The sequence below is a fragment of the Parasphingorhabdus flavimaris genome (assembly GCF_013371215.1).
Classification (GTDB): Bacteria; Pseudomonadota; Alphaproteobacteria; order Sphingomonadales; family Sphingomonadaceae; genus Parasphingorhabdus; species Parasphingorhabdus flavimaris.
The window spans coordinates 744,343-760,377 of the sequence record NZ_JABWMH010000003.1; the positions used below are offsets into that span (position 1 = coordinate 744,343).

At 57.9% G+C, this 16,035-nt stretch carries 15 protein-coding genes; 9 read left to right on the forward strand and 6 right to left on the reverse strand.

Features of this window, described 5'->3' with window-relative positions; genetic code table 11:
* Window positions 1-48: 48 nt before the first annotated feature.
* The 5 genes from HUO14_RS12485 (at window position 49) to HUO14_RS12505 (ending at window position 5,274) form a co-directional block, all read left to right on the forward strand.
* Window positions 49-1,107: a DNA-directed RNA polymerase subunit alpha gene (locus HUO14_RS12485; protein ID WP_176280116.1), complete on the forward strand. Its 1,059-nt coding sequence runs from the start codon at window positions 49-51 to the stop codon at window positions 1,105-1,107.
* Between the two features lie 99 nt (window positions 1,108-1,206).
* Window positions 1,207-1,629 carry a 50S ribosomal protein L17 gene (gene rplQ, locus HUO14_RS12490; RefSeq protein WP_176280117.1) on the forward strand — a complete coding sequence of 141 codons (423 nt, stop codon included), beginning with the start codon at window positions 1,207-1,209 and terminating at the stop codon, window positions 1,627-1,629.
* An 86-nt stretch (window positions 1,630-1,715) separates the two neighbouring features.
* Window positions 1,716-3,860 (forward strand): prolyl oligopeptidase family serine peptidase, encoded by a 2,145-nt coding sequence (locus HUO14_RS12495; RefSeq protein ID WP_176280118.1) that lies wholly within the window; start codon window positions 1,716-1,718, stop codon window positions 3,858-3,860.
* A gap of 131 nt (window positions 3,861-3,991) precedes the next feature.
* On the forward strand, window positions 3,992-4,522 hold the full coding sequence (locus tag HUO14_RS12500; RefSeq protein WP_176280119.1) for a hypothetical protein: 531 nt from the start codon (window positions 3,992-3,994) through the stop codon (window positions 4,520-4,522).
* 122 nt (window positions 4,523-4,644) lie between these two features.
* On the forward strand, window positions 4,645-5,274 hold the full coding sequence (locus HUO14_RS12505) for a hypothetical protein (RefSeq protein ID WP_176279565.1): 630 nt from the start codon (window positions 4,645-4,647) through the stop codon (window positions 5,272-5,274).
* Between the two features lie 13 nt (window positions 5,275-5,287).
* On the opposite strand, the gene HUO14_RS12510 is transcribed toward HUO14_RS12505, so the two are convergent.
* The 6 genes from HUO14_RS12510 to HUO14_RS12535 all read right to left on the reverse strand — a co-directional run bounded on the left by HUO14_RS12510 (window position 5,288) and on the right by HUO14_RS12535 (window position 11,930).
* Window positions 5,288-6,085, reverse strand: coding sequence for an SDR family NAD(P)-dependent oxidoreductase (locus HUO14_RS12510; RefSeq protein ID WP_176280120.1), 798 nt, complete (start codon window positions 6,083-6,085; stop codon window positions 5,288-5,290).
* A complete protein-coding gene (locus tag HUO14_RS12515) occupies window positions 6,082-7,143 on the reverse strand; it encodes a phosphotransferase family protein (protein WP_176280121.1) in 1,062 nt (353 codons plus the stop codon). Before HUO14_RS12515 ends, HUO14_RS12510 begins: the two co-directional genes overlap by 4 nt.
* A gap of 14 nt (window positions 7,144-7,157) precedes the next feature.
* Window positions 7,158-8,243 carry a Zn-dependent alcohol dehydrogenase gene (locus HUO14_RS12520; protein ID WP_176280122.1) on the reverse strand — a complete coding sequence of 362 codons (1,086 nt, stop codon included), beginning with the start codon at window positions 8,241-8,243 and terminating at the stop codon, window positions 7,158-7,160.
* A gap of 9 nt (window positions 8,244-8,252) precedes the next feature.
* Entirely contained in the window at window positions 8,253-9,554 is a 1,302-nt protein-coding gene (locus HUO14_RS12525) for an acyl-CoA dehydrogenase family protein (RefSeq protein ID WP_176280123.1), read from the reverse strand.
* A gap of 112 nt (window positions 9,555-9,666) precedes the next feature.
* On the reverse strand, window positions 9,667-11,097 hold the full coding sequence (locus tag HUO14_RS12530) for an MFS transporter (protein WP_176280124.1): 1,431 nt from the start codon (window positions 11,095-11,097) through the stop codon (window positions 9,667-9,669).
* Window positions 11,094-11,930, reverse strand: a complete 837-nt coding sequence (locus HUO14_RS12535) for an SDR family NAD(P)-dependent oxidoreductase (RefSeq protein WP_176280125.1) — start codon at window positions 11,928-11,930, stop codon at window positions 11,094-11,096. The genes HUO14_RS12530 and HUO14_RS12535 overlap by 4 nt, the downstream gene beginning before the upstream one ends.
* Window positions 11,931-12,161: 231 nt before the next feature.
* Between HUO14_RS12535 and HUO14_RS12540 the strand changes: the two genes are divergently transcribed.
* The 4 genes from HUO14_RS12540 to HUO14_RS12555 all read left to right on the forward strand — a co-directional run bounded on the left by HUO14_RS12540 (window position 12,162) and on the right by HUO14_RS12555 (window position 15,968).
* The gene (locus HUO14_RS12540; RefSeq protein ID WP_176280126.1) at window positions 12,162-13,355 is read left to right on the forward strand and encodes an acyl-CoA dehydrogenase family protein; all 1,194 of its coding nucleotides are present in this window, start codon (window positions 12,162-12,164) and stop codon (window positions 13,353-13,355) included.
* An 82-nt stretch (window positions 13,356-13,437) separates the two neighbouring features.
* Window positions 13,438-14,574, forward strand: coding sequence for an acyl-CoA dehydrogenase family protein (locus tag HUO14_RS12545; protein WP_176280127.1), 1,137 nt, complete (start codon window positions 13,438-13,440; stop codon window positions 14,572-14,574).
* Window positions 14,575-14,586: 12 nt separating this feature from the next.
* Window positions 14,587-15,378, forward strand: coding sequence for an SDR family oxidoreductase (locus HUO14_RS12550; RefSeq protein ID WP_176280128.1), 792 nt, complete (start codon window positions 14,587-14,589; stop codon window positions 15,376-15,378).
* Window positions 15,379-15,449: 71 nt separating this feature from the next.
* The gene (locus HUO14_RS12555; RefSeq protein ID WP_176280129.1) at window positions 15,450-15,968 is read left to right on the forward strand and encodes a hypothetical protein; all 519 of its coding nucleotides are present in this window, start codon (window positions 15,450-15,452) and stop codon (window positions 15,966-15,968) included.
* Window positions 15,969-16,035 lie beyond the last annotated feature (67 nt).

Sequence of the window (16,035 nt, forward strand, 5' to 3'; positions counted from 1 at the left end):
AGCGGCAACGTCGTCCAAACCCGCTCTTTGAACCATTAGGGGAAGTCCATGACTGTCAATATGAAGAACTGGCAAGAACTGAAGAAGCCCAACGTCCTCGACATCAAGCCCGGCGGAGATCCGAAGCGCAAAGCAACTTTCGTTGCCGAACCTCTGGAACGCGGTTTCGGTCTGACCATGGGCAACGCGCTTCGCCGCGTGCTTCTGTCGTCGCTTCAGGGCGCAGCGGTTACATCGATCAAGATCGAAAACGCCTTGCACGAATTTTCGTCGCTTCCCGGAGTTCGTGAAGATGTCACCGACATCGTTCTGAACGTCAAGCAGATCGCTTTGAAAATGGAAAGCGAAGAAGCCAAGCGCTTGCAGCTTTCCGCGACAGGCCCTGGTGAAGTGAAGGCTGGCGACATCGCTGTCTCCGGCGACATTGAAATCATGAACCCTGACCTGATTATCTGTCATCTTGACGAAGGCGCTTCGCTCAACATGGAACTGACCGTCAATGTCGGCAAGGGCTATGTTCCTGCGGTTGCCAACCGTCCGGCAGACGCACCAATCGGCCTGATCCCGATCGACTCGCTTTACTCGCCGGTCCGTCAGGTATCCTACAAGGTCGACAATGCCCGCGTTGGTCAGGAGCTCGATTTTGACAAGCTGAACCTCACCATCGAAACCGACGGCACGGTTACCCCTGAAGATGCGATTGCTTATGCAGCCCGCATCCTGCAGGACCAGTTGCAGCTTTTCGTACACTTCGAAGAAGCTCTCGAGCAGGTTTCCTCGCCTATCGGCATGGCCGCCCAGCAGAGCCAGGCAGAAAGCGACGCCAACCAGCTCAACCGCTATCTTCTCAAGAAGGTCGACGAACTGGAACTCAGCGTTCGCTCCGCCAACTGCCTCAAGAACGACAATATCATCTATATTGGCGATCTCGTGCAGAAGACCGAAGCGGAAATGCTGCGCACGCCAAACTTTGGCCGCAAGTCGTTGAACGAAATCAAGGAAGTTCTTTCCAGCATGGGTCTGCGTCTCGGCATGGACATTCCTGGATGGCCACCTGAAAATATCGAAGAAATGGCCAAGAAGCTCGAACAAGAGCTGCTCGGTTAATTTTACCGTCTACGACAAGGGGCCTGTTGGTGATGCCTCATTAAAATCACCTGCTGCGGGGTACCTCATACGGCCCCATAACGAACGAAGGAAATAACCATGCGTCATAGAATGAAGGGCCGCCGGATGCAGCGGACCGGTGCTCACCGTCAGGCTCTGCTCAAGAACCTCGCGGCCGCACTGATCAAGCACGAGCAGATCATGACAACCCTGCCAAAGGCGAAAGAATTGCGCCCAGTGGTTGAAAAGCTGATCACGCTCGGCAAAAGAGGTGGCCTGTCCAACCGTCGTCTCGCGCATGCGCGTTTGATGGATGAAACCCAGGAAAAGAAACTTTTCGAAGTTCTGGCCGATCGTTATGCTGAACGCAGCGGCGGCTACACCCGTATCATTCGCGCCGGTTTCCGGGCTTCCGATGCCGCTCCTATGGCGATTATCGAGCTGGTTGACCGCGATGTAGACGCAAAGGGTCAAGACTCCGGCCCGGACCAGAGCGTTCAGGATGAATACGAAGACGCCTAAGTCCTTCATCCAGGATACAGTTTCAATTGATATGAGAGGCCGTGAGCGATAAGCTTGCGGCCTCTTTTCTTTTGTCCGGGGTGAATATGCGTAGTTTGACCATTTTGACATTGGCTATCGGATTGGCCGCCATTGCTCCCGCGCAGGCGGCGGAGCATGAAAACAAGGAAACTCCCCTGACATATCCGGAAACCAAGACGGTTGACGTCGTCGACGAGCAATTTGGCGAATATATCTCCGATCCTTATCGCTGGCTGGAAAATGACGTCCGCGAGGACGCCGAGGTGGCCGACTGGGTGAAGGCACAGAATGCCGTCACCGACGCCTATCTCGAAACGCTTCCCGGCCGTGACGCGCTCGCCCAATCGATGGAAGAATTGTTCGATTACGACGATCTCGGCAATCCGGTCGAGGCCGGCGGCAAATATTTCTACGAGCGCAAGAGCGGCGGACAGAACCAGGCGGTTCTCTATGTCCGCGATGGTGCGGAGGGCGAAGAACGCGCTCTGATCGATCCGGCTGGCTGGTCGGACGACGGGGCAACCGCTCTGGCCGGCTGGAAACCGTCCGGAGACGGCAGCCTGCTCGCTTATGCGGTGCAGGATGGCGGCTCCGACTGGCGGACGCTGAAAGTGCTCGATGTGAAAACGGGCGAGGTCAGGGCGGACACGGTCGAATGGGCCAAGTTCACCGATCTGGTGTGGATGCCCCAGAATTTCGGTTTTCTCTATTCGCGCTTTCCGGAACCGGAAGAAGGCGAGGCATTCCAGTCGCTGAACGAGAATCACGCCGTTTATCTGCATCTTATCGGCACCGATCAGGAAAAAGATACGAAGGTTTACGCGACGCCCGATCAGCCGGAGCTCAATCATGTGGCGGACCTGACTTCGGACAAGGAATGGGTGGTGATCACCTCATCTTCCGGCACGGATGACCGCTATGAAATCACCCTCGTCAAGGTCGATGCGCCGAAGCTGGAAACGCGCAAGCTGGTCAGCGGATTCGAAAATGACTGGCGACTGATCGACGGCGCCGGTGATACGCTCTATTTCGTGACCAACAAGGACGCGCCGCGACTGCGGGTGGTGAAAACCGATCTGAGCGCCGACCAGCCTGAATTTACCGAGCTGGTTGCGGAAAGCGATGCGGTCGTCGACGGTGCAATGATCGTCGGTAACCGGCTGGTCGTCAGCTATCTCGTCGATGCGAAGAGCCAGCTGTCCGTTTTCGATCTTGACGGCGAGGCGCTTGGCACGCTCGACCTACCCGGACCGGGGCAGGTGGGCAGCCTCAGCGGATCGATGAAGAGCGACGAAGGCTTTTTCACCTTCCAGAGCTTCAACCGGCCGACGACGGTATTCCGTTACGAGCCATCGTCGGAACCGACCGTCTGGGCCGCACCTTCGCTGCCATTTGATCCGGATACGGTCGAAGTGAGCCAGCGCTTCTACGAAAGCAAGGACGGGACGAAAATCCCGATGTTCCTGGTCCACATGAAGGGGCAGGATCTCTCGGAAGGCGCGCCGACCATGCTTTATGGCTATGGCGGCTTCAACATTTCGGTATTGCCGCAATATAAGCCGGCCTGGATGGCGTGGATCAAGGCGGGCGGCGTGTTTGCCTCGGCCAACCTTCGCGGCGGCGGCGAATATGGCAAGGAATGGCATGACGGTGGTCGCTTGCAGAACAAGCAGAATGTGTTTGACGATTTTATTGCCGCTGGCGAATATCTGCTCACCATGGGTATCACCTCGCAAAACGGACTGGCCATAGAAGGGCGGTCCAACGGCGGATTGCTGGTCGGCGCAGTGATGAACCAGCGCCCCGATCTGTTCACTGCCGGACATGCCGCGGTCGGGGTGATGGACATGCTCCGCTTCGACCGGTTCACCGCCGGACGCTATTGGGTCGATGATTATGGCTATCCGAACAAGGAGCAGGATTTCAGAACCCAGCTTGCCTATTCGCCTTATCACAATATCGAGGACGGGATCGATTACCCGGCCCTGATCGTTTCGACCGCCGATACCGACGACCGGGTCGTGCCCGGTCACAGCTTCAAATATACCGCGCGGTTGCAGGCACTGGATACCGGCGACAAGCCTCATATCATCCGCATCGAGACCCGGGCCGGTCATGGCAGCGGCAAGCCGACCGACAAGGTGATTGAGGAATATTCCGATATATACGCTTTTCTGGCGCACGCGACCGGGTTGGAGCTCGATCAATAGCTGTTCATAAAAATAGCACTTAACATGAACGGCTCCTGTCGGGGCAGTTCAGCCTTCACTCAAGCCGAATCACCTAGAAGGGCTTTGCAAGCTCGGGAAAAGGTTTCGGGCAGTGTGAAAGGAAAGTGGATATGAACAAGTTGAACAAAGCTCTTGTCGGAACCGCTGCTGCTGCTGCAATGGCCGTTTCCGCAACCCCTGCAATGGCGAAGGACAGCCGCAATGGCGGACCGAGCGCCGGCGAGGTAATCGCCGGAGTTGCGATTATCGGCGCGATTGCCGCAATCGCCAGCTCGGGCAGCAAGAACCGTGGCTATAGCGATGCGAATTATCGCGGAGACCGTTATGACAACGGGCGTTACACCGAAACCCGCTATGGCAATAATTACCGTCAGATCGGCCAGCGCCAGGCGGTTAACCGCTGCGTGCGTGCCGCCGAGAGCGAGGCAACACGGCGTGGCCGGGCATCGGTAACCGACATCCGCGACGTCGACCGGACGCGCTACGGCTATCGGGTCAAGGGCAAGATTCTGGTCGAACAGGGTCGGGGCGGTCGTCATTATCGATCGAACTATGCCGATCAGGGCAAATTCACCTGCTATATCGAAGGCAACCGGGTTAGCGACGTCCAGTTCAGCGGGCTCAACTACAGCCGCCGCTAAGTAGGACGATCAGTCCTGACCAAGAGAAAATGGTTCAGCCTGGTGACAGGCTGGACCAACTATATTCGGTTCAACTGCAGGATTCTTTACGGGAAGTCTGCGCCAAAACGGGGATAACAGACATGACCATCGTAACGAGAATTTCTGCCGTTGCAGCTTCGACTGCACTGATTTTTACCGGCGTATCGCCGGCATTTGCGGCGCCCATGAATGGCGGCAGCGCGATTGCTACGCCGATTGACGCGTCCGCGCTCGGCTGGAATGCCGACAGCGACATCGCCGAGGGCTGGCGGTCCAACCGCGGCTATCGAGGCTATCGCGGACATCGTCGCCACCACCGCGGGATCAGCGGTGGAGACGTTCTGGCCGGCATTTTGGTGATCGGCGGAATTGCCGCAATTGCCAGCGCGGCATCAAAGAGCAATGATGACCGGCGTTCCGATGATCGCGACTATCGCACCGATCGCCAACGCCAAGACGACTGGCGTGCCGAAACCCGCAACGACAACCGCGACAGTCGTGGAACCAATGCGATGGAATCGGCGATCAATGCCTGTTCCTCTGCCGCCGAGCGGCAAGCCGGTCGCGACGCGCAGGTTGTCGCCATTGAATCGGTGGTCCGTGATGGCGAGGGCTGGCGGGTTGAAGGCGAATTGTCAAACAGCGACCGGAGCACATTTCTGTGCGGAGCCACCGAAGGCCGCGTGGACTTTGTCCAGATCGGCAATGGTGGCCTCGCGTTCGCGAATTGACTTTCTGGTCTGACTAGACCGCAGTCCGGCCGAATTCCTGACGGGTGACCGGGTGCGATGCGCTCAGTCCGCCGTCGACGGCGATCGCCTGGCCATTGACATAAGACGAGCGGTCGGACGCCAGAAACAGTGCGACCTCCGCCATCTCGCTGGGCGATGCACCGCGGCGTAGCGGGTTGAGATAGCCGAGCCGGTCTTCCTTGCCCTTTTCCCGGGCCTTGTCGTAGATGAACTGGGTCATGCCGGTTTCGGTAATGCCGGGACAAATCGCATTGCACCGGACGTTGGATGTCGCGAATTGCTGTGACGCCACCTTGACCAGATTGATGACGCCGGCCTTCGAGGCTGAGTAGGCTGGTCCACCCGCGCCGGACCGGATACCGGCTACGCTGGCGGTGCAGATGATCGATCCGCCATGTTTGCTTTCGGCGATCACCTTGCCGGCATATTTGCAGGCCAGAAACGGGCCGATCAGATTGACCCGCAACACTTCCTGCCATTCGGCGACGCTGCTGTCGAATATGCCCTCAAACCCGCCGCCGATTCCGGCATTGGCGAAAAAGACATTGAGGTCGCCGAAGCGTTGCTGGGCCGCTTCCACCAGCATTTCGACATCGCCTTCCGAACCGGCATCGGCCTTGATCGCGATGATATTTCCTTCGGAACCTTTTGCAGTGTCTTCGACCGCGTCGGTCACGTCGCTGGCTATGACCTTGGCGCCATGCTGGGCGAAGAGCAAAGCCGCAGCGCGGCCAATCCCGCTACCGGCTCCGGTAATGATCGCGACTTTGTCCTTGAGGTCCATGCTCATGCTCCTGCTCGCTTTGCGGCTTCCCAGCCGGCTATTGCCAATGGGGTGACCCGATCCGACATTTCGGCGGCTGCCGCGCTATTGGCGGTGCCGTCGGCAACGCGCTTCCGGATGCCTTGCAAAATCGCGGCAATGCGGAAGAGATTATAGGCGAGATACCAGTCCATCGGCGGCAGTTCTTTCATACCCGACTTCTCGCAATAGCGGGCAATCGCTTCTTCGCGCGACGGAATACCGAGCGCTTCCAGATCGACGCCCTTGAGGCCGCTGCGGCCTTCCGGCTCCATTTCATAGGACATCAGCCAGTAAGCGAAATCGGCAATCGGATCACCCAGCGTCGAGAGTTCCCAGTCGAGAACGGCGATCACCTTGGGTTCGTCATGGGCAAAGATCATATTGTCGAGACGATAGTCGCCATGGACGATGCCAAAGCCTTTCTGCTCGGGGATGGTCTTGGTGAGCCATTCGATCAGCCGGTCCATTTCCGGAATCTCGTCGATTTCGGACAATTTATATTGCTGCGTCCAGCGGGAAATCTGGCGTTCGCAATAATTGCCAGGCTTGCCATGCTTCTCCAGCCCCAGTTCAGCCGGGTCGAAGCTGTGCAGCAGGGCCAGATTGTCGATCATTTCATAATAGATCGCGCGGCGCTCTTCGGGATTGCTGTCGGGCAGCGTGCCTTCCCACAAGGTCCGGCCATCCGCCATGTCCATGACGTAGAACATTGTCCCGATCACGCTGTCGTCATCACACAGGCCATAAGGCTTGGGGACCGGGAACGGCGTGGGGTCGAGCCCTGCAATCACGCGAAACTCGCGATCAACGGCGTGGGCCGACGGCAGAAGCTTTCCGAAAGGTTTCTTGCGCAAGACATAGGATTTGTTCGGCGTGTCGATCTTGTAGGTCGGATTGGATTGCCCGCCCTTGAATTTGGTCAGGGTCAGGGGGCCGGCATAGCCTTCGACATTGGCCTCCATCCAGCGGGCCAGATTCGCTTCGTCCAGTTTGTCTTTTTCCGGCACGTCCATCGTGCCGACCATATCAACCTGTGGGTTCATGGATTCCTCTTTCTTTATCCGAAGACGATCACGGAACGGGCCGCATCACCTTTTTTCATTTTATCAAAGCCGTCGTTGATCTGCTCGAGCGGGATTGTTTCGGCGACGATGCTGTCCAGATCAAGCATCCCGCGCAGATAAAAATCCACCAGCCGGGGAATATCAACCGGGAAGCGATTGGCCCCCATTAGCACACCCTGCAATTTTTTGCCCGAAAGCAAGTCCATCGCGCTCAGCCCGACCTTGTGATCGAGCGGCATCATGCCGAGTATGGTCGCCGTGCCTCCGCGCTTGAGCGAACCGACTGCCAGGTCACCGGAAGCCGGACGCCCGACCGCCTCGATCGCATGATCGACGCCACCCTTGGTGAGCTCGACTATCTGCTCAGCCGCATCGTCGGCAGCCGCATCGATCACGTCGGTCGCACCCAGCTTGATCGCCAGATCGCGTTTTTCCTTGATCGGGTCCGCAGCGATAATCCGGCCAGCACCCGCAATTTTAGCGGCATTGATGGTCGCCAGACCGACCCCGCCGCAACCAACGACCGCCACTGTTTCACCAGGTGTCACCGCGCAGGCGTTGAAGATGGTGCCCGCGCCGGTGGTCACCGCGCAGCCGATGACGGCAGCGCGATCCAGCGGCATGTCCGGATCGATCCGCACACAGGCATGTTCGTGAATCAGCATCTGTTCGGCAAAGGCCGAAAGATTGAGCATCTGCCCGACGGTCGATCCGTCCGGACGGGTGATCCGCGGCGCGTCATCGGGGCTCCGCCGGGTGTCGGCGCCGAGGCACAGGGACATCCGGCCGGATACGCAAAATTCGCAATGGCCGCAAAAAGCCGACAGACAGCTGACCACCGCATCACCAACGGCGACGGTGCGGACTTCGCTTCCGATAGCCTCGACGATCCCCGCCGCCTCGTGGCCCGGAATCGCGGGCAGGGGATGCGGATAGGCGCCATCGATGAAATGGAGATCCGAATGGCACAGCCCGCAGGCTGCTGTCCGGATCAACACTTCATGGGGTCCCGGTTTGGAGATTACGACATCCTCAATGACGAGCGGTTTTCCCGCTTCTATCAGTACTGCTGCTTTCATTATCTGCTCCTAGCGGGTGACGGCGAGATCGCCGGACGAAAAGTCTTCCTTCATCTTGCTGCCGTCGGCGGTCTCGGCATATTTGCCATATTCCATCTTGGCGATCGTGCGATTGTGTACTTCGTCAGGACCGTCGGCAAGCCGCAGGGTCCGCTGATGCGCATAGGCCTGGGCGAGACCGAAGTCGTCGGAAACGCCGCCGCCGCCATGGGCCTGGATCGCATCGTCGATAATCTTCAGCGCCATGGTCGGTGCCTGAACCTTGATCATGGCGATCTCGGCCTTGGCATATTTGTTGCCGACCTTGTCCATCATGTCCGCCGCTTTCAGGCAGAGCAGGCGGCTCATGTCGATGTCGATCCGGGCGCGGGCAACCCGTTCGTCCCAGACGCTATGTTCGGAAATGCGCTTGCCGAATGCGATGCGCGATTGCAGACGCTTGACCATTTTCTCGAGCGCTTCTTCGGCGACACCGATGGTCCGCATGCAGTGATGGATACGACCGGGCCCGAGGCGACCCTGGGCGATTTCAAAACCGCGCCCTTCGCCGAGGATGATATTCGAGGCGGGAACGCGAACGTCCTTCATTTCGACTTCCATATGGCCGTGTGGCGCATCGTCATAGCCGAACACCGGCAGGTGACGGATGACGTTCACACCGGGGGCATCGGTCGGCATGAGGATCTGGGACTGCTGGGTATAGCGGCTGCCTTCGAACGTGGTCTTGCCCATCAAAATGGCAATCTTGCAGCGCGGGTCGCCGAGGCCGGATGACCACCATTTGCGGCCATTGATCACATATTCATCGCCATCGCGAACGATCGCTGTTTCGATGTTTGTCGCGTCGGAGGATGCCACGGCCGGCTCGGTCATCAGGAAGGCGGAGCGAAGCTCGCCGTTCATCAGCGGCCGCAGATATTGTTCCTTTTGCTCCAACGTACCGTAGCGGTGGAACACTTCCATATTGCCGGTGTCGGGAGCGGAACAGTTGAACACTTCCGAAGAAAAGCCGACGCGGCCCATTTCTTCTGCGCACAAGGCATATTCCAGATTGGTCAGGCCGGGGCCTTCAAATTCGAACGTATCGTCAATGTGCGACAGATTCGGATTCGAGGGCGGCATGAAGAGATTCCAGATGCCGGCTTCCTTGGCCTTTTTCTTCTCTTCCTCAATGACTTGCAGGACCTTCCAGCGATCACCTGTTGCATCTTCCTTTTGATAGTCAGCGATGCGGGGACGGAGATGGGTATCGATGTGATCGCGAACCCGGTTGCGCCAATATTCCTGTTTTTCAGTGAGATCGAAATCCATTCCCCAGCCCTTTTCTTTCTGTCTGCAATTTAACTACACGATTAACTTATCAGAGGCGGCGAGGCTTTGCCACAGCGAAAGCCGCGCCGAACGCGTTTTTATTCCGTCTCCGTCATTTCACCTTCGGCATGGCTACGGCGAGCTTTGCCACGCGCTCGCCATGGTCCTGTTCGGTCAGCGGGAACAGGCTGTAGGCCCATGTACCGGCGAGTCCGATCACGGTAACCAGTGACACGAAAATCAAGGCGAGATTGTCGACAATCGCCGGATCCACGCTTCCCGGAACCGCCTGCGCGGGCAGCTGGATGAAGGAAATGATCAGGCCCGACAGCAATATGCCCATGCCCCCGACCATCTTCTGCATGAACCACATGCCGGAGGAGAACAGGCCTTCGGTGCGTTTGCCGACCGCGAATTCATAGGCGTCTGTCACATCGGCCATCATCGACATGGTCAGGATCATCGCCGAGATGCTGGCGCCAATGCCGATCACGAGGAAGGTGAAAAGAACGGGAATCAGCGGCGGTGATCCGGGCGGCGGAAAGGCATCGATCATACGCAGCCAGTAAGGGGCCGTGCCGACGATCACCGCAAACAGCGTAAAAAAGGAAGCCGCCTTGGGTTTGCCGAATTTTTTCGATACCGGCGTGACCAGGATGAATGCCAGAATGACCCCGATGAACAACACCGCAGAATAGAGCGTCATTTCCGCCGAGCCGAATTCCCAGACATGGGTGAGCAGATAAGGCGTCATCGAAAACAGCAGCCCCTGATTGGTAAAGGCGAATATGCCCGCGAACATCAGCAGCAGAAAGGGCGAAAAGCGGAACGCGGACAGCATTTCCGAGAAGCTTTCGGCGGTCTTTGGCTGGGTTTTTTCAGCCTTGTACCGGCCAACCATCCGCTTGTGGGTGCCGACGGCCGACACCAGGACGGCAAAGGCCATGATGCTGGCGCCGATGATCGCGAAGGTCGAATAGCCGTCGATGTTGAGCATTCCGACGGGATATTTTTCGCTGGGGACCAGCAGGACGCCATAAGCAAATACCATGATGCCCAGGCCGCTGGCCCAGCCGAACAGGGTGCGGTAGCGCAATGTACTGGTCCGTTCATGATAATCGCGGCTGAGTTCCGGCAACAATGCCAGCGAGGGGACTTCGTAAGCCGACAGGGAAATCCGCACCAGCATCGCCATCGTCAGCAGATAGAAAAACTGGATCGCGGCGCTGGCTTCGGGTGGATGCCACAGCAGCAACCAGGCGGCGGCGATCGGTATGGCCGCGCCGTATAGCCACGGGTGGCGCCTGCCTATCGGGGTGCGGGTCCGGTCGGTCATCTGGCCGATCAGCGGGTCGATAAATGCGTCCACGAACAGGGCGATGGCAATCGCCAGGCTGACGACGTCGGCGCGCATGCCGATAACCTGGTTATAATAGAAGAGCAGGAAAACGGAGAAACCGTTATCCTTGATCCCGTAGGCCGAAGCCCCGAAGCCGTATAATATTTTGGTTCTGAGCGGGAGCTTGTCGGAAGTGTCTGTCAACGTAGATGCTCCGGCGCGATCGCATCGAGCATGCCCGGCACTTCCGGGTTCCAGCTGCCCGGCGTGCCGACCAGCATACCGCCGTCGACCAGCAAATGCGTGCCGGTGACGAAGCCCGCCGCTTCGGACGCCAGATAGGCGGCTGCTTCGGCGATGTCGCTAGGCACGCCCGGGCGGGCAACCGGCTGCGCGTTGGCAGCGGCCTGGCCGAGCACCGAATTGATCTGCCGGGCTTCTTCCTTGTTCGCCCCGAGACTGGCAGCAAAAATATTGGTCTGGATGAACCCGGGGCAAATCGCGTTTACCCGGATCTTATACTGGGCCAGTTCGGCTGCGGCGACCTTGGTCAGATGCAGGACACCGGCCTTGGCCGTGGAATAGGCAATCGGGCCATAGCCGGCCTGAAAAGCACAAATGGAGGCCGTGTTGACGATCGCTCCACCGCCGCGTTGCTTGAGATGCGGTGCCGCGTGGCGAATCCCCATCGCGACGGACTTGAGCAGCAAGGCCATGGCAAAATCCCAATCATCGCCGCTGATCTCGTCGATCGCATCGCGCGGGCCACCGGCGCCTGCATTGTTGAACAGAATATCGATGCCGCCGGTTTTTTCCGCAGCATAGTCCATCAGCGCCTTGATTTCACTTTCCTGCGTGACATCGCATTTTTGGAAAAGAAACGCATCGCCCAGCGCCGACATCATCGCAATGCCCTCCGCCTCATCGATATCGCCCATGACGACCGTGGCGCCCTCACGCAGAAAAAGTTCAACGCTTGCTCGTCCAATACCCGATGACCCGCCGGTTATCACGGCGGTCTTGCCTTTAAATCGCATCCTCTTGCGCTCCCTTTTATCCTGCCAATAAAGCGTTGATGCATTTGTGCGTCAATCACTTGTGCCAACCAATCCTGTTTCCGTTACGGAAATCGAAAGCCTGATCGGTCGCCGAAAAAACATGCGCCTGATTCCCTGATTCTTTTTGACTTCCGACGAAGGGAATCGTTGAATCAATCCACGCATTTATGATAGTCGAACTTTAATTGATCAATTAAAAGGAAATTCGTGATGTCCGATCTTGAAACATTCCGGGCGGAAACCGCCGCCTGGCTCGAAGCCAATTGTCCGCCAGAGATGCGCCAGCCAATGACGAGCGAAGACGATGCCGTCTGGGGTGGCCGCAACGCAACGTTCAAACCGGGCCAGAAAGAATGGCTGGATATCATGGCGGCGAAAGGGTGGACCGTACCCGACTGGCCGACGGAATATGGCGGCGGCGGATTGTCGCGGGCCGAAGCAAAAGTTCTCGGACAGGAAATGGCCCGGCTCAGATGCCGTTCGCCCTTGTCGAGCTTTGGCATCTGGATGCTTGGCCCCGCATTGCTGCACTTCGGCACCGAAGCGCAGAAGAAATATTTCCTGCCCCAGATCGCTCGCGGAGAAATTCGCTGGTGTCAGGGCTATTCCGAACCGGGTTCTGGTTCCGATCTCGCGTCGCTGCAAACCAGCGCGATCGACCAGGGCGATCATTATCTGGTCAACGGCCAGAAAATCTGGACCAGCTATGCCGATCAGGCCGACTGGATCTTCTGCCTGACGCGCACCGACAAGAACGAGAAGCATAAAGGCATTACCTTCCTGTTGTTCGACATGGCCAGCGAGGGCGTCTCGACCAAGCCGATCAAGCTGATCTCCGGTGCATCGCCATTTTGCGAAACTTTCTTTGACGACGTGAAAGTGCCCAAAACCTATGGTGAAGACGTGTCCGCCATCGTCTATGAGGAAAACAAGGGCTGGGACGTTGCCAAATATCTGCTGGGTCACGAACGCAGCATGATTTCCGGTCAGGGCGGCTCGGCTGGCAGTTCGCTGGGCGAGAAATTTGCCGACAAGATCGGCCGCGATGAAATGGGCCGTCTAGACGATCCGATCCTCCGCGCGAAACTGGCTGACCTCGATATGGAACTGCTCGCCTTCCGCGCGATGGCCGAGCGTTTCGGCGACACGTTCAAGGCAGGCCTCTGCCATCCGGCGCAACCCAATATGATGAAATATGTCGGCACCGAGCTCAACAAGAGTCGTTACGAACTGATCATGTCCTCTGGCGGCAGCGCGGTTCTGGAATGGGAAAGCGATGCCAGCAACGGCGGTCTCACTGCCCGCGACTGGCTGCGGACCAAGGCCAACAGCATCGAGGGTGGCACCAGCGAGGTTATGCTGAACGTCATTTCCAAACAGATATTGCGGTTGCCCGGCGCCTAGCAGGGCTCTTTCCGACCACCGTTCCGGCGGAACGGGTTTGCGAGCGTGCTCGCAGTACACAGATCAAGACAAGGACTAGAAAATGCCTCTTTATTTGAACGATGATCAGAAGATGCTCCACGACAGCGCGGTAGAATTCATGAAGGGCGAGGCACCGGTTTCGCACATGCGCGAATTCCGTGACAAGCAATGCAAGGACGGCTTCTCGCACGCTTTGTGGAAGCAGTTTGCGGAGATGGGCTTTACCGGCATCTTGATCGGCGAAGACGAAGGCGGGCTTGGGCTCGGCCATGTCGAAGCGGGTGTCGTGCTGGAAGAAATTGGACGCAATCTCACGCCATCGCCCTTTCTAACCACAGCGGTTGCCGGTGTCGAAGCGCTCAACGCGGGCGGCAAGGCATTGCGCGACAAATATTTTCCCGGCATCCTTTCCGGGGACACGGTATTGGCGCTGGCCATTGATGAAGGCGCGAAACATCGTCCCGACCAGATCGGCATGGCGGCGACCCGCGAAGGCAACGGCTTCAAGCTCGACGGCAAGAAGCAGTTCGTGGTCCAGGGCGGTTCGGCCGACATGGTCCTCGTCGCAGCGCGGACCAGCGGCAAGGCTGGCGATGAAAAAGGCCTGACGCTTTTCGCGGTCGACACCGGTGCAAAGGGTGTCTCCAGAGACAATGCGCGGCTGGTTGACAGCGCGATGGCAGCGCATATGCAATTTGACGGCGTTCTCGTCGACGCCGACGCGGTGGTTGGCGAAGTCGACGACGGCGACGCGGTCTTGCGGCGCTTGCTCAATGCCGGTCGCTCCGGTGCCGCAGCCGAAACGCTCGGCGTGGGGTCCGGCGCGATGGATATCACCGTCGACTATATCAAGGGCCGGAGCCAGTTCGGTTCGCTGATCGGATCGTTCCAGGCGCTGCAGCACCGTATTTCGCATCTCTACAGCGAGATCGAAGTCGCACGGGCCTGCGTTCTGAAAGCCCAGCAATTGCTCGATGAAGGCTCGGCCAGTGCCGACATGATGGTTTCCGTTGCCAAGGCAAAGGCCGGCAAGGCAACCGCGCTTTCGGTCAAGGAAGGCGTCCAGATGCACGGCGGCGTCGGCATGACCGACGAATATGATATCGGTCTCTATATGAAGCGCGACCGCGCTCTGCAGGAGTTCATGGGAGATGTGAATTATCACACCAATCTCGTCGCTGAAATGCAAGGCTATTAAAGGATAATGACGATGGATTTTAACAAGCTATTCTCTCTCGAAGGGCGTGTTGCTCTCGTCACCGGTGGCCAGCGCGGAATTGGCGCGATGATCACCGAAGGTTTTCTGGCACAGGGCGCCAAGGTCTATATCTCCGGTCGCAAGGCCGATCAGGGCGAAGCCGCTGCTGCCGAATTCGGCGACAATTGCACCTATATCCAGGGCGATATCTCGACCTATGAAGGTTGCAAGGCACTGGCTGCAGAAATCGCATCGCGCGAAGAGAAGCTCGACATATTGGTGAATAATGCCGGTGTCGCATGGGGCGAGGAATATACGTCTTTTTCCGAAGGCGGCTGGGACAAGGTCATGGACACCAATGTCAAAGGCCTGTTCTTCCTGACCCAGGCTTTGCATCCGCAACTGAAAGCCGCCGCCAGCTTCGAGCGCCCGGCCAAGGTTATCAATATTGCCTCGATCGACGGTCTGAGAGTCAACCCGTGGGAAACCTACAGCTATCAGGCGTCCAAGGCGGCGGTGGTCCATTTGACCCGCAAAATGGCGTCCAAGCTGGTCCAGGAAGATATCATCATGACCGCCATCGCGCCCGGCGCCTTTGCTTCGACCATGAACAAGGCGGCTCGCGATCATGAGGACAAGGTCGAAAAAGGCATTCCGGCAAAACGCATCGGTCGCCCCGAAGACATGGCGGCGGCAGCGCTATTCCTCGCCAGCTCGGCCGGTGACTATGTCGTCGGTTCAACGCTTCCCGTCGATGGCGGCGTCGTCAATGCTGGTAATCCGGGAACCTCGATCGAGGCCTGAATCCAGACTGACGCTTGACGAGATACCCTCCAGACTGTATTAATTCAATAATACAGTCTGGAGGGATTTTCATGTCTACCAAATATCTTATTCTACTGGCGGCATTGCCGCTTGCTCTGTCGGCTTGCAGCAAGTCTGAAGACGGTTCCGCCGTATCGATAGATTTCAGCGACGACGACAAATCCGAAGCCGAGAAGGTCAAAATCGGCGGCGACGGTGAGGACAGCAAATTCTCGATCAAGGCGGACGGCTTTTCAATGGAGGTCGATCTCCCGGACATCACTCTCGACAGCGATGATTTCGACATGAACGATGTCGATCTCTATCCCGGCAGCCAGGTCACCGGTTTCGATATCGAGGACAAGGACGGGCAGGGCGGCGAGGTCCGGATCAGCTTCAAATCGCCAGCCGGTGTCGAGAAACTGGCCGACTGGTACGAAAGCCGTTTGACCGGCAATGATTTCAAGGTCGTACGCGATGGCACCAGCCTTTCGGGCGAAACCGCAGAGGGTGATCCATTCTCGCTCGACCTGACGGAATTGTCCGGGACCGAGACCAAAGGCATATTGCTGTTTTCCGAACGCAAATAGCGGCGGCGAAAATCTGTCGCTTTGCATGATTTTACCCGATTTGCCGGGGCCGTTCAGGCAAGAGCAC